Genomic DNA, 12,862 nt, shown 5'->3' on the forward strand with positions numbered 1-12,862 from the left:
ATGCAGTACGATACCGTCATCGTCGGATGTGGCCCCGTGGGTGCCACCGCCGCCAACCTTCTGGGGCGCAGTGGACTGCGCGTCCTCGTCCTCGAAAAGGAACTCGAGCACTATCCCCTGCCGCGCGCGGTCCATCTCGACCACGAGATGATGCGCCTGTTCCAGTCGGCGGGCGTGATCGACCGGGTCGCCGGCGACATGGTCGCGACCGATGGCCACCTCCACGTCGGCGCCGACCATGGCGTGATCCGCTACATGGGGACCGTAGGCAAGCCCAAGCCCTATGGCTGGTCGAACGACTACTTCTTCTACCAGCCCGAACTGGAAGCGCACTTGCGCGAGGGGCTGGGCGAGCTGGAAACGGTCGAGCTGCGCCTTGGCGCGACCTTCACCGCGCTTGCACAGGATGACGAGGGGGTCACCGTGCGCTTCCAGCAGGATGGCGCCGAGCAGGTCGCGACCACGCGCTGGGTGATCGCCACCGACGGCGCGCGCAGCGCCGTGCGCAAGGGCCTTTGCGTCGCGCTCGACGACCTCGATTTCGAGGAACCCTGGCTCGTCGTCGACGCCGAAGTCGAAGGGCCGGTCAGCTTCCCCGAGATCGCCGGAGTGCCCGCCGATGCCGATCTGCAGCGGCTTTCGGTGATGATGTGCGACCCGGCGCGTCCGGCGACGATCGTGCCCGGACGCGGCAACCATCGGCGCTGGGAGTTCATGCTCCTGCCCGGCGAGGACGACACCGCGATGATGGCGCCCGAGAAGGTGCAGGAGCTGGTCGGCGCCTGGATGAAGGACGTGCCCCACGCGATCGTGCGCGCGGCGACCTACCGCTTCCACGGGCTCGTCGCCGAGCAGTGGCAGGTGGGCAACGTCTTCCTCGCGGGCGATGCCGCGCACCAGACCCCACCCTTCTTCGGACAGGGCATGTGCCATGGCCTGCGCGACGTCGCGAACCTCGCCTGGAAGATGGCGGCGATCGTCAACGAGGGGGCCGAGGCGGCGCTGCTCGAGACTTACCAGCCCGAACGCGACCCGCACGTGCGCGCGGTGATCGGCGCGGCCGTGGCGGCCGGGCGCTACATCTGCGAGCTCGATCCCGCCAAGGCGGCGCAGCGCGACGGCGAGATTCGCGCAAAGGCGCGTGCGGGCGAAACCGCGCACGACCTCATCCCCGCGCTCGCCACGGGTGTCATCCACGCCGGAAGCCCGGCGGCGGGCGCGCGCTTCGTCCAGCCCATCCTTGCCGATGGCCGCAAGCTCGATGACTTTACCGGCGGTGGCTGGCGCCTGTTCGTGCGCGACGCCGCCGTTGCCGGTGAAGCCAGCTGGGCCAGCCGCTGGGACGCATCGCAGTTGCCTGATGGCGGGGCGGTGCTAGCCTGGCTCGACGCGCAGGACGTCGATGCCGTGTTGCTGCGCCCCGATCATTGCGTCTTCGGCACCGCACGCACCGGCGCGCAGGACTTGCTCGCCGCGCGCGATGCGGCCCTCTACCCGCACAAGGAGATCGCGGCATGAATCTCACTCTCGCCCAGGCCCAGGGCGTAATCGCGGCGGCGCTGGCCGCCGCGCGCGAACAGGGCGCCAAGCCACTTGCGGTCGTCGTCCTCGACGCCGGGGCGCACCCGGTCGCCTTCGCGCGCGAGGACGGGGCAAGCCTGTTCCGCTTCGACATCGCCCGCGCCAAGGCGACCGGCGCGCTCGGCATGGGTGTCGACACCGGTCTCATCGCGGCGCGCGCGCGGGAGAACCCGGTTTTCTTCCAGAGCCTTGCCGGCGCCGTGGGGGGACAGATCGCGTTCTCGCCGGGCGGCGTGGTGATCCGCGCGGCCGACGGCAGTGCGCTCGGTTCGGTCGGCATCAGTGGTGATACCGGGGAATGCGACGAGGCTTGCGCCAGGGCCGGTGTCGCGGCCGTGTTCCCCGCCGAACTTCGCGCCGAATTTCCCAAGGAGACCCAGTCGTGACCATCCGCCTGCGCAGCATCGAACTCGCGCTTCCCGATCCCGCCGCCGCCGCGGCCTTCATGACGCAGATCTGGGGCATGGCCGAGGCCGGGACCCGGGGTTCCACGCAATACCTGCGCGGATCGGGCCCCTATCCCTACCTCGTCGCCTTCGACCGTGCCGAGGACGAATACGTGCGCTCGACCACCTTCGTGTGCGACGAGGACGAACTTGCCGCGCTCACGCAGCGAGCCGCGAAGGCCGGCTGGCCCTGGCGTTCGGTCACCTCGCAAGACCTGGGTGGCGGGCACGGCATCGAACTCGAGATGCCCGAAGGCGTGCTGCTGCGCTTTCTGGCGGACAGCGAGGACGCGGCGCCGCTCGTCGGGCGTGACCTGCCGGTCAAGCTCACCCACGTGGTGTTCAACGCGGCCGATGCCGAGGCGGTCGGCGACGCCGCCGAAGCGGTGCTCGGCTTCAAGGTTTCCGACCGCACCAAGGGGATGGTCTTCGTGCGCTGCAACGAGAGCCACCACTCCACCGCTTTCGCGCGCGCCGGTTTCACCAGCCTCAACCACATCGCCTTCGAGATGGAGGACATCGACGCGGTCATGCGCGGGATCGGGCGCCTTCGCGATCACGCCCAGACCCCGGCCTGGGGCCCGGGTCGCCATGGCCCCGGCGCCAATGTCTATGCCTACTACATCGCGCCGTTCGGCCCGGTGATCGAATTCTCGACCGCGGTCGAGAAGGTCCCCGAGGACTACAAGGTCGGTGCGCCCGAGGACTGGACCTGGCCGGAGGGCCGGATTGACCAGTGGGGCCTGTCGGACAAGGATTTCGACGGTTTGCGCCAGGCCGAGGAGCGCTTCCGCTTCCGCCGGACCTGGACGCCCGAAGTCGCCTGATCGCTCTGCCGAATACCAGGAATGCCAAAGAAACGCCCCCGGAGTACCCTTCCATGACCCAGTACATCAGTTTCACCCGCCCCGACGGCACCGCCAGTTTCGGCCGGCTCGAGGGCGAGAACGTCGTCGATCTCGGCGCTGCGGGCGCAGACGCCTACCTCAAGGATGCGCTGGCGGACGATCTCGCGGCCCTGCCTGCGACGGGCACCATCGCGCGCACGGCGGTGACGCTGCTGCCGGTCGTGCCCAACCCGGGCAAGATCCTGTGCGTGGGCCTCAATTACGCCACCCACGTCGCCGAGACCGGGCGCGAGCAGAAGGAGCATCCCGCGATCTTCACCCGCTGGGCCGACAGCCTGATCGCCGATGGTGCGCCGATGGTGCGTCCGCCGGAGAGCGTGCGCTTCGACTACGAGGGCGAACTGGCCGTCATCATCGGCAAGGGCGGGCGTCGTATCGCGCCCGCGGACGCCTGGGCGCACGTCGCGGGCTATGCGCCCTTCAACGACGGCTCGATCCGCGACTGGCAGCGCCACAACATCCAGTTCACGCCCGGCAAGACCTGGCCCGGCACCGGGGGCTTCGGGCCCGCGATGATCCCGGCCGGCGAAGTCGAGGACCTCGCCGCCCAGCGCGTCCAGACCCGCGTCAACGGCGAACTGGTGCAGGACCAGCCGATCTCCGACATGATCTGGGACATCCCCACGGTCATCGCCTACTGCTCGACCTTCGTCGAACTCCAGCCCGGCGACGTGATCGCCAGCGGCACGCCTGGCGGCGTGGGCGACAAGCGCAAGCCCCCGCTCTATCTCAAGGCGGGTGACACGGTGGAGATTTCGGTGGGCGTGATCGGTACGCTCTCCAACCCCGTCGTCGACGAGGCTTGAACCCGTCTCGCTTCCTCCTCGGTCTCGAGGAGACGGCGTCAGGATAGGGCCAGGGTCGCGGTCTTAGCCTGACGCCGGCGGGGCGTGATGCCCCGTCTCAGCAGAATTCCAGCGGCAGCGCGGTGGTCTGCTTGAGCCCCTTCATGATGATGAAGCTGCGGACATTTTCGACGACATCGTCGCGCAGCCGGGTCGAGAGCAATTCGCTGAACGATTCGAGGTCGCGCGTGTGGACCTTGAGAATGAAGTCGAATTCGCCGGTGGTGTAGTCGCACGAGAGTATCTCGTCGAGCGCCATGACCTTGGCGTGGAAGGCGCGTTCGGCCTCCACGCTCTGCGAGCGCAGCCGGATCGCGATGAAGGCCGAGATGCCCAGGTTCAGCCGCTGTGGTTCGAGGATTGCGGCGGTCTTGCGGATGTAGCCGTCGTCCTTGAGCCGTTGCAGGCGGCGCGAGCACTGCGAGGGCGAGAGGTGGACCCGGCCGCTCAGCTCGCTGGGGCCCAGGTCCCCCTCGTCCTGAAGGTGCTCGAGGATGCGGCGATCGAAGCTGTCGAGCTTGTCTTTCATGGGCGGGGTCCTTGCGATCGGGCGCGCGGCGATGGGGCCGGGTTCGAACCTGATGGCGAAAATGATCGCACTTTTGGATAATCATGCAACCGATTTGTGATCTGGTGGCAAATCGCGCGTAGAACGCACACCTCGTGCGGGCCCGGCGGACTATGACGTGCTCCTGTTCCATTCCACAGGATGTCGCATGTCTCTCCGCTTTCTCACGCCCCAGCCCGCCGACCCGCTGCTCGCGATGATCGCGGCTTTCGCGCAGGATCCCCGCCCCCACCGCATCGACCTTTCGGTCGGCGTCTACCGCGACGAGGCGGGGCGCACTCCGGTGCTGCAGGCAGTAAAGGAAGCCGAGCAGCGTCTGGTCGAAGCGCAGGCGAGCAAGTCCTATCTGGGGCCAGAGGGCGATCACGCCTTCGTCGAGGCGCTCGTCCCGACCGTGTTCGGGACAGCACCCGGCGTGTTCGTCGAAGGGTTGCAGACCCCGGGTGGCACCGGCGCGCTGCGCGTCGCGGCCGAACTCCTGGCTCTGGGCGGGCAGGGGCGCACCGTCTGGCTGGGCCTGCCGACCTGGTCCAATCACGCCCCCGTGCTGCGGGCGGCGGGCCTCGCCTTGCGCACGTTCCCGCAGGTTGACGTGGCATCGCAGGCTTTCGACCTGCCCGCGACACTCGCGGCGCTCGAGCAGGCCCGCGCGGGCGACGTGCTCGTCCTCCAGGCCTGCTGCCACAACCCGACGGGGATCGATCCCGAGCCCCACGAATGGCGACAGGTGGCCGAATGTGCCGCGCGGCGCGGGCTGATCGTGCTGCTCGACATGGCTTACCAGGGCCTTGGCGAAGGGCTCGAGGAGGATGCGACCCTGCTGCGCGAATTCGTCGCGCGGGTCCCCGAGGTGCTCGTGGCCTACTCGTGCAACAAGAACTTCGCGCTCTACCGCGACCGGGTCGGTGCGTTCTTCATCGCCAGCCATTCGGCCACGTGCAGCACCAACGCCCGCAGCAACGCGCTGGCTCTGGTGCGCGCGATGTGGTCGATGCCGCCCGACCATGGCGCCGCGGTGGTGCGCACGATCCTGCACGATCCGCGCCTGGAGGCGCTCTGGCGCCGTGAACTCGATGCGATGCGCGACCGGATCGCAGCCGTGCGCGGAGCGCTGGGCACGCACCATGCCGCACCGGCATTGTCGCTCGGGGCGATCGCCGGGCAGAAGGGGATGTTCGCGACGTTGCCGCTGTCGGCCGAGGTGATCACGCGTCTTCGCGGGGACCATGGCGTCTATCTCGCGCCGGGCGGGCGGGCCAACCTCGCCGGGCTGCCGCTGGGAGCGGTCGACCGCTTCGTTGCCGCGCTCGAGGACGTGCTGGCGTGTCAGGCGGCGTGATGCCGGGAGCGCGTGCGCCGCGCATCGCGGTCTTCGGCGCGGGCTCGGTGGGGGCGCTGGTGGCCGGGCGCCTGGCGGCGGCGGGTCGGCAGGTCACGCTCGTCGCGCGCGGTAGCCGCCTTGCGGACGTTCGTGCGAACGGCGTGCGCCTGGCGGACGAGGGCGGACCGGTTTCCCGCATCGAGGTTGCGGCCTGCGCTGCGGATGAGGCCGGGGTGCACGACATCGTCTTCATCGCGCTCAAGGGCGGCGACGTTCCGGCCGCGCGCGCGGACATCGCGCGCCTTGTCGGGCCTGCGACCCTGGTGGTGCCGCTGCTGAATGGCATTCCCTGGTGGTACCGCCAACCGACCGGCACGGCTCCGGTGCGCGCGGTCGACCCCGAGGGCGCGCTGGCCCTGAGTTTCGCGCCCGAACGCCTTGCGGGTGCGGTCCTGTTCCTTACCAGCGCATTGCACGCGGACGGAGTGGTTCACGTAAGGGGACGGCCGCGCATCGTGGTGGGACCGGTGGTCGAGGGGAACGGTCGCGCGCTCGAAGGGCTCGCGGCGGTTTTCGCGGGGTCGGGCATCGATCTTGCCCTTGTGCCCGACGTGCGCGCCGACATGTGGAGCAAGGTCGCGCTCAACCTCGCCACCAATCCGCTTTCGGTGGTGGCCGAGGCGACGCTGGAGGCGCAGTTCCACGATCCGGCGCTGCTGGCGGTGGTGCGGCAGGTTCTCGAGGAAGTGCTTGCGCTGGCGCGCGCCGAGGGTTGCGAGCCCCGTCTCGGACTTGAGGAGATGATCGCCGTCGGCGCGCGGCAAGGGCCGTTCCGCACCTCGATGGCCCAGGATTTCGCGGCGGGTCGTGCGCTCGAGCTCGGGGCGATCTGCGGCTCGGTGTTCGAACTGGCCGAGGAGGCGGGCATGGCAATGCCCGTCGCGCGCGCGCTTCACGACCTTTGCGCCTTCAAGGCCGCGCGGCGGGCCTGCGCGTCGGCCTGAAGCGGCTCGGGCGGCGGCTCCCGCGGGGAAGCCGCCGCCCGGATAGCGCCGCCTGATGTGTCCCGAACGGATGTGGGCCAGTATCAGGCGCGGGCCAGTATCAGGCGCTCGGCAGCGCATAGGCGACGAGGTAGTCGCCCGTCTTCGTGCCGAGGCCGCCGTGGCCGCCTGCCGCGATCAGCACGTACTGCTTGCCGTGGACCGAATAGGTCATCGGCGTGGCCTGTCCGCCTGCGGGGAGCTTGACTTGCCAGAGCACCTTGCCGGTCTTCTCGTCGATCGCGCGGAACATGTCGTCGGCGGTCGCGGCGATGAAGTCGACGCCGCCGGCGGTCACCATGTTGCCGCCGATGTTGAACACGCCGGTCGGCAGCGGCAGGTTCGTGTGGGTACCGCCCAGGCCCGTCGCGCGGGTGTCGCCGATGGGGTGCTGCCACACGATCTTGTGCGTGACGAGGTCGATGGCGGTGAGCGTGCCCCATGGCGGCGGGTTGCAGGGCACTCCGATCGGGTTGAGCCAGGGATGGACCTTGCCGACGTAAGGCGTGCCGTACTGCGGGGCGAGGCTGCCGCCGATCTTGGGCTCGTTGCCCGAGCCGTCCCAGGGCGGCACGTCGCCGTTCTTGACGTAGGGCTCACGCGGCTTGAGCGTGATCAGGAACGGAATGTAGTTGGAGTTCGCGATCAGCAGCTTGTGCACCGGATCGATGGTCGCGCCGTGCCAGTCGATCACGCCGTCGAAGGCGGGGTAGACGATCGTCTGCTTGAGCTGGGGCGGCGTGAACTGACCCTTGTAGTACGATTGCCGGAACTGGATGCGGCACATCATCTGGTCGACAGGTGTCGCGCCCCACAGGTGATTCTCGACGAGGTCGGCCGGGGTGACCGAGGGCATGCCCACCGGATAGGGCTGCGTGGGCGAGAGACGGTCACCGGGCACCCCATTGGTCAGGACCTTCTTCTCGATGGTCTTCACGATGGGCTTGCCGGTGCGCCGGTCGAGCACGAAGAACTCGCCACGCTTGTTCGACTGGACGAGCGCGGGGACCATCTTCCCGTTTACCGGCAGGTCGACGAGCGAGGGGCCGATCGGCAGGTCGAAGTCCCAGACGTCGTGATGGACGGTCTGGTAGTGCCACTTGGGCGCGCCGGTGGTGATGTCGAGCGCGACGATCGAGGAACTGTACGCGTCGTCGAACGGCCGACGATTGCCGCCGAAATAGTCGGGCGTGGCGTTGCCGGTGCCCAGGTACACGGTATCGGTCTCGGGGTCGGCGGTGTAGACGCCCCAGGCGTTGGGCGTGCCGCGCGTGAGCACGGTCTTGTCACCGGGCTTGATCACCGTGTCGGGATGGCCCACGTCCCAGGCCCAGACGATCGCGCCGGTCACCGGATCGAAAGCGCGCACGGCGCCGGAAGGCTCGTTCTCGGCCTGGTTGTCGTAGATCCAGCCGCCCAGGATCATGCGGTCGTGCAGCACCAGCGGGGGCGAGGTGACGAAGTGGAAGCCGGCCGGAACGTGGCCGAGGTACTTGGTCAGGTTGATGAAACCGTGCTCGCCGAAGTCCTCGCAGGGCTTGCCGGTCTCGGCGTCGAGCGCGACCACGCGCGCGTCGAGCACGGGCGAGAGAATGCGGTTCTGGCACGCCTTGCCGGACACCTTTCCGGCGGGGGCCTTGTAATAGGCGACCCCGCGGCAGGCGAGGTAGACGTCGGCATCGGTGTTGGCGTGGGGATCGAACTTCCACTTGATCTTGCCGGTCGCCGGGTCGAGCGCCTCGACCCAGGAATGGCCGGTGCACACAAAGACGGTGTCGCCGACCTTGATCGGGGTGTTCTCGAAGTTGAACTCGTGGCCGGCGTCGGTGCCGCCCTCGTCCTCGCCCGGGCGCATGTGATCGCCGGTCTCGGCGGTCCAGGCGACCTTGAGGTTCTGCACGTTGCCCGCGTTGATCTGGTCGAGCGGGGAGTAGCGATCGCCCTTGGGGGTGCGTCCGTAGAAAGGCCAGTCGGACGCGGGAATGGAGCTTGTGTCGTTCGCCGCGAAATGGCGCATCTGCGCCGTTCCCGCGATGCCCGTGGGCTGGAGGAAGCCGGTGACGAGCACCGCGAGCGCGGCCAGCGTGGCCAGCGCCGGGCCGGCCCAGGCGAAGCGGGCGAGCGGGCGGCGGTCGGTGGCCGCCACGATGCCCCGGCGCACCCAGGGCAGGAGCAGCCAGATCGCGATCGCGGTGGGGGCCACCAGTCGCGGTTCGAGCCCCCAGCCGTTGAGCCCGACTTCGCCCAGTGCCCAGACGATCGTGCCCGCCAGCACCAGCGTGTAGAGCCACAGCGCTTCGTATCGTCGCATCAGCGCCAGCGCTCCCGTACCGATCAGGCCGAGGCCTGCGATCAGGTAGTAGGGCGACCCGGACAGGGCGATGAGCCAGACGCCGCCGGCGGCAAGAGCCGCACCGACGAGCAGGCAGAGCGCGCCTGTGAACCAGGGCCGACGGCGCAGAGGCCGGTAACCGGCTGAGGCTGGGGGCATGATAGTTCTCCTTGTCTCAGAGAATGCAGGTCGTCGCAAATCGTTGCCGGACAATCGAAAAAGGGCCAAACAGGAGGCAACCCCCGGAGACCCGGCTGGCAAGGTTCGGGGCAGGCGCACCGGGAGAACCGGTCGAGCGGATCCTGGCGAAGGGGGGCAGACACCGTCGGCACGCGATGTGCGGTCTGGTCTCGTTATCGCTATCTTTGGTGCGTGTCCCATCGGTCGGATACTGTCCGAAACGCTGCTTGATCTACGCAATGATTGCGCTACCATTATGGCAAATCAGGGCGGAGGAGAGGGTGTGACGAAAGCGTGGATCGCGGTGGGGGCGCTGTTGTTGGCCAGTAGCCAGGCCGCAGTTGCGCACGAGTCCGGCTCCCGGCCCGGCTCCGAGATCGTGTCCGGCACGCCATCCGCGGCGAGGCCCCGCTCGATCGCCGTCGATGCCGAAGCTGTGCAAGGGCCGATCGACCGCTTCTTCGATCTCTCGGTGGGCTCGGACTATCCCGGAACGCTGATCCGCGCCGACAGCCAGGCGCAGTTGCAGACGGTGTCGGACGAACTGGGCTTTCGCACCATCCGCTTCCACGACATCTTCCACGACACGCTGGGCACGGTGAAGGAGGTAGACGGCCGGATCGTCTACGACTGGACCGGTATCGACCGGCTCTACGACGCGCTCTTGGCCAAGAACATCCGGCCTTTCGTCGAGCTGGGCTGGACTCCGGCGGCGCTGCGCACCTCGGACCTCCAGCTGTTCTACTGGAAGGGCAATACCTCGCACCCCCAGCCCGACAAGTGGCGCGCGCTCGTCGCGGCGTTCATCACGCATCTTCGTGCGCGCTACGGGGCTGAGGAAGTGCGCGGCTGGTATTTCGAGCTGTGGAACGAGCCCAATCTCGACGGCTTCTGGGAGCACGCCGACCAGGACGCCTATTTCGCGCTCTACGCCGACACGGTTCGCACGATCAAGGCGATCGACCCGGCGCTCAGGGTGGGTGGACCGGCGACGGCCGGCGCGGCCTGGGTGCCCGAGTTCCTCGCCTATGCCTCGGCCCACGCGCTGCCCGTCGATTTCGTTGCCACGCACACGTACGGCGTCGAAGGCGGCTTCCTGGACGAGGAGGGCAAGCAGGACACCCGCCTCTCGCCCTCGCCCGACGCCGTCGTGGGCGATGTGCGCAAGGTGCGGGCCGAGATCGAGGCCTCGGCCTTTCCGGGCATTCCCTTGTTCTTCACCGAATGGAGCACGAGCTACACCCCGCGCGACTTCGTGCACGACAGCTATGTCTCGGCGCCCTATATCCTGAGCAAGCTCGCCGGGGCGAAGGGATTTGCGCAAGGCATGAGCTATTGGGCCTACAGCGATCTGTTCGAGGAACCGGGCCCGCCCCCCACGCCCTTCCACGGCGGGTTCGGCCTGATGAACCGCGAGGGCATCCGCAAGCCCGCCTGGTTCGCCTACAAGTACCTCCACGCGCTGCGCGGCGATACGCTGGCGGTGGACGACCCCGAGGCGATCGTCACGCGCGAGGGTCAGCGGCTGGCCGCGCTCGTGTGGGACTGGCAGCAGCCGGTCCAGGACGTGAGCAACAAGCCCTTCTTCACCCGGCTCGTACCCGCGAGGGCCAGCCGCACGGTCCATTTCGCCTTTGCGCACCTGGCGCCGGGGACATATCGCCTGCAGGTCCATCGCACTGGCTATCGCCGCAACGACCCGCTCTCGCGCTACATCGACATGGGTTTGCCCGAGGCGCTCGACGCCGATCAGCTCGCGCAGATGCGCGCCGAGACCGCCGATGCCCCCGAAACGGATCGCCGCGTGCGCGTGCCCGCCTCGGGTGCTTTCACCCTCGACCTTGCCATGCGCAGCAACGACATCGCCCTCGTCACGCTCGAACCGGCGACGCCCTGACCCACCCTTGCGCCTTCCGGCGTTTCTCCAGGAGACCTTTCCCGTGACCTTCTCCCGCCGCACCCTGTTCAAGGGTACCGCCGCCGCCGGAGCCCTTGCCGGCACTCTCGCCAAGGGCGCGGGCGCCGCGCGAGCACTCGCCGCCGCGCCGAAGGACTGGGGCACCGGCACCAACGGGCAGCGCCGCGCCGACCTCGGTAATGGGTATTTTCGCAATCCGATCGTGCCCGGCGACCATCCCGATCCATCGATCCTGAAGGACGGCGATGTCTATTACATGACCTTCTCCTCGTTCCGTTCCTACCCGGGGCTGGTGATCTGGCGCTCGACCGATCTCGTCAACTGGGCGCCGGTCGGTCCGGCGCTGCACACCGACATCGGCGAGGTCTGGGCGGTCGACCTGGTCAAGCACGAGGGGCGCTACTTCATCTACATCCCGACCGCGCCGACCGACAAGGGCTGGTCGATCTACGCGATCTGGGCGGACGACATCGCGGGCCCGTGGAGCGAGCCGGTGGACCTGGGCATCGCGGGCTGCATCGATCCGGGCCACGTGGTGGGCGAGGACGGCAAGCGCTATCTCTTCGTCAACGGCATCCGCAAGGTGCGGCTCACCGACGATGGGCTTGCCGCCGACGGACCGCTCGAACCCGCCTACGAGCCCTGGCGCTACCCCGAGGACTGGGTGACCGAGAACTTCGCTCCCGAGGGCCCCAAGCTGCTGCGCCGGGGCGAATGGTTCTACATTGTCACCGCGGTGGGCGGGACGGCGGGGCCGGTCACCGGCCACATGGTGATTACCGCGCGCTCGCGCTCTGTTCACGGCCCCTGGGAGCACTGCCCGCACAACCCCATCGTGCGCACCACGAGCGTCAACGAGCCCTGGTGGTCGCGCGGCCACGCCACGCTCGTCGAGGGACCCTCGGGCGACTGGTGGATGGTCTATCACGGCTATGAGAACGCGATGGTCACGCTCGGCCGCCAGACGCTGCTGGCCCCGATCCGCTGGACCAGCGACGGCTGGTTCGAGGCGCTGGGCGGCGATCTCTCGCAGCCCCTGCCGATCCCGCGCGGGGGCAGGCCCTCACCGCCGCCGCCCGCGCTCTCGGACGATTTCACTTCGGACCGGCTCGGCACGCAGTGGTCCTTCCACGCCCCCGGCGAAACGGACGGGCAACGCGCGAAGTACCGGGGCAACGGCCTCGAGATCGCCGTGCGCGGGAATTCGCCCGCCGACAGCAGTCCGCTGACCTGCCTCGTCCCCGACCGCAGTTATGAAGCCGAGATCACGCTCGACCTGCTCGATGCCAACGCGCAGGCCGGATTGCTGCTCTACTACAACGACAAGGCCTTCGTCGGCCTCGGCTTTACGGCGGACCGGCTCAAGTTGTTCGAATATGCGCAGGACCTGGTCTGGGCGGGGGCTCCGCTGTCGACCCGCACGCTGCGCCTGCGTGTCACCAACGTCGAGAACGTGGTGACCTGGCATTATTCGACCGACGAAGGGGCCAGCTGGAAGCGCCACGACACGCGCATGGAGGTTTCGGGCCTCCACCACAATGTCTTCGGGGGGTTCCTGGCGCTGCGGATCGGCGTCTACGCGGCGGGCTCGGGCGCGGTGCGGCTTCGCGATTTCACCTACAAGGGCCTCTCGGCGCCGCGGAACCGGCTGGTCCAGGCCTGACCGATCCTGTCCACGCGGCAAACGCCGCAAGCGCCGCCGGAGAGGTTCCGGCGGCGG

At 68.7% G+C, this 12,862-nt stretch carries 10 protein-coding genes; 8 read left to right on the forward strand and 2 right to left on the reverse strand.

What is annotated here, in order from left to right:
- Genes HT136_RS16945 through HT136_RS16960 form a run of 4 tightly spaced genes read left to right on the forward strand, consistent with a single transcriptional unit; the run spans position 1 to position 3,741 of the window.
- A complete protein-coding gene (locus HT136_RS16945; RefSeq protein WP_214200994.1) occupies positions 1-1,518 on the forward strand; it encodes a bifunctional 3-(3-hydroxy-phenyl)propionate/3-hydroxycinnamic acid hydroxylase in 1,518 nt (505 codons plus the stop codon).
- Positions 1,515-1,967 (forward strand): GlcG/HbpS family heme-binding protein, encoded by a 453-nt coding sequence (locus tag HT136_RS16950; RefSeq protein ID WP_214200995.1) that lies wholly within the window; start codon positions 1,515-1,517, stop codon positions 1,965-1,967. Before HT136_RS16945 ends, HT136_RS16950 begins: the two co-directional genes overlap by 4 nt.
- A gap of 2 nt (positions 1,968-1,969) precedes the next feature.
- Positions 1,970-2,854 (forward strand): VOC family protein, encoded by an 885-nt coding sequence (locus HT136_RS16955; protein WP_214201061.1) that lies wholly within the window; start codon positions 1,970-1,972, stop codon positions 2,852-2,854.
- Between the two features lie 53 nt (positions 2,855-2,907).
- Positions 2,908-3,741, forward strand: coding sequence for a fumarylacetoacetate hydrolase family protein (locus HT136_RS16960; protein WP_214200996.1), 834 nt, complete (start codon positions 2,908-2,910; stop codon positions 3,739-3,741).
- Between the two features lie 97 nt (positions 3,742-3,838).
- Here HT136_RS16960 and HT136_RS16965 read toward each other — a convergent pair whose 3' ends face one another.
- Positions 3,839-4,309, reverse strand: coding sequence for an Lrp/AsnC family transcriptional regulator (locus HT136_RS16965; protein ID WP_214200997.1), 471 nt, complete (start codon positions 4,307-4,309; stop codon positions 3,839-3,841).
- Between the two features lie 187 nt (positions 4,310-4,496).
- Between HT136_RS16965 and HT136_RS16970 the strand changes: the two genes are divergently transcribed.
- Both HT136_RS16970 and HT136_RS16975 read left to right on the forward strand, forming a co-directional pair.
- Positions 4,497-5,687 (forward strand): aromatic amino acid transaminase, encoded by a 1,191-nt coding sequence (locus HT136_RS16970; RefSeq protein WP_214200998.1) that lies wholly within the window; start codon positions 4,497-4,499, stop codon positions 5,685-5,687.
- A complete protein-coding gene (locus tag HT136_RS16975; RefSeq protein WP_214200999.1) occupies positions 5,687-6,673 on the forward strand; it encodes a ketopantoate reductase family protein in 987 nt (328 codons plus the stop codon). Before HT136_RS16970 ends, HT136_RS16975 begins: the two co-directional genes overlap by 1 nt.
- A 100-nt stretch (positions 6,674-6,773) precedes the next feature.
- Here HT136_RS16975 and HT136_RS16980 read toward each other — a convergent pair whose 3' ends face one another.
- Positions 6,774-9,203 carry a membrane-bound PQQ-dependent dehydrogenase, glucose/quinate/shikimate family gene (locus tag HT136_RS16980; protein ID WP_214201000.1) on the reverse strand — a complete coding sequence of 810 codons (2,430 nt, stop codon included), beginning with the start codon at positions 9,201-9,203 and terminating at the stop codon, positions 6,774-6,776.
- A gap of 304 nt (positions 9,204-9,507) precedes the next feature.
- Between HT136_RS16980 and HT136_RS16985 the strand changes: the two genes are divergently transcribed.
- Together HT136_RS16985 and HT136_RS16990 are read left to right on the forward strand one after the other, a co-directional pair.
- Positions 9,508-11,121, forward strand: coding sequence for a GH39 family glycosyl hydrolase (locus tag HT136_RS16985; RefSeq protein WP_343222223.1), 1,614 nt, complete (start codon positions 9,508-9,510; stop codon positions 11,119-11,121).
- A gap of 43 nt (positions 11,122-11,164) precedes the next feature.
- A complete protein-coding gene (locus HT136_RS16990) occupies positions 11,165-12,805 on the forward strand; it encodes a family 43 glycosylhydrolase (protein WP_214201002.1) in 1,641 nt (546 codons plus the stop codon).
- Positions 12,806-12,862 lie beyond the last annotated feature (57 nt).

Origin of the sequence: Novosphingobium profundi (genome assembly GCF_018491765.1) — a bacterium.
Classification (GTDB): Bacteria; Pseudomonadota; Alphaproteobacteria; order Sphingomonadales; family Sphingomonadaceae; genus Novosphingobium; species Novosphingobium profundi.

What these genes read in the sequence shown, in the direction of transcription:
- HT136_RS16945 (WP_214200994.1), top strand. Translation starts at nt 1, where the DNA reads ATGCAGTACGATACCGTCATCGTCGGATGTGGCCCCGTGGGTGCCACC.
- HT136_RS16950 (WP_214200995.1), top strand. Translation starts at nt 1,515, where the DNA reads ATGAATCTCACTCTCGCCCAGGCCCAGGGCGTAATCGCGGCGGCGCTG.
- HT136_RS16960 (WP_214200996.1), top strand. Translation starts at nt 2,908, where the DNA reads ATGACCCAGTACATCAGTTTCACCCGCCCCGACGGCACCGCCAGTTTC.
- HT136_RS16965 (WP_214200997.1), bottom strand. Translation starts at nt 4,309, where the DNA reads ATGAAAGACAAGCTCGACAGCTTCGATCGCCGCATCCTCGAGCACCTT.
- HT136_RS16970 (WP_214200998.1), top strand. Translation starts at nt 4,497, where the DNA reads ATGTCTCTCCGCTTTCTCACGCCCCAGCCCGCCGACCCGCTGCTCGCG.
- HT136_RS16975 (WP_214200999.1), top strand. Translation starts at nt 5,687, where the DNA reads ATGCCGGGAGCGCGTGCGCCGCGCATCGCGGTCTTCGGCGCGGGCTCG.
- HT136_RS16980 (WP_214201000.1), bottom strand. Translation starts at nt 9,203, where the DNA reads ATGCCCCCAGCCTCAGCCGGTTACCGGCCTCTGCGCCGTCGGCCCTGG.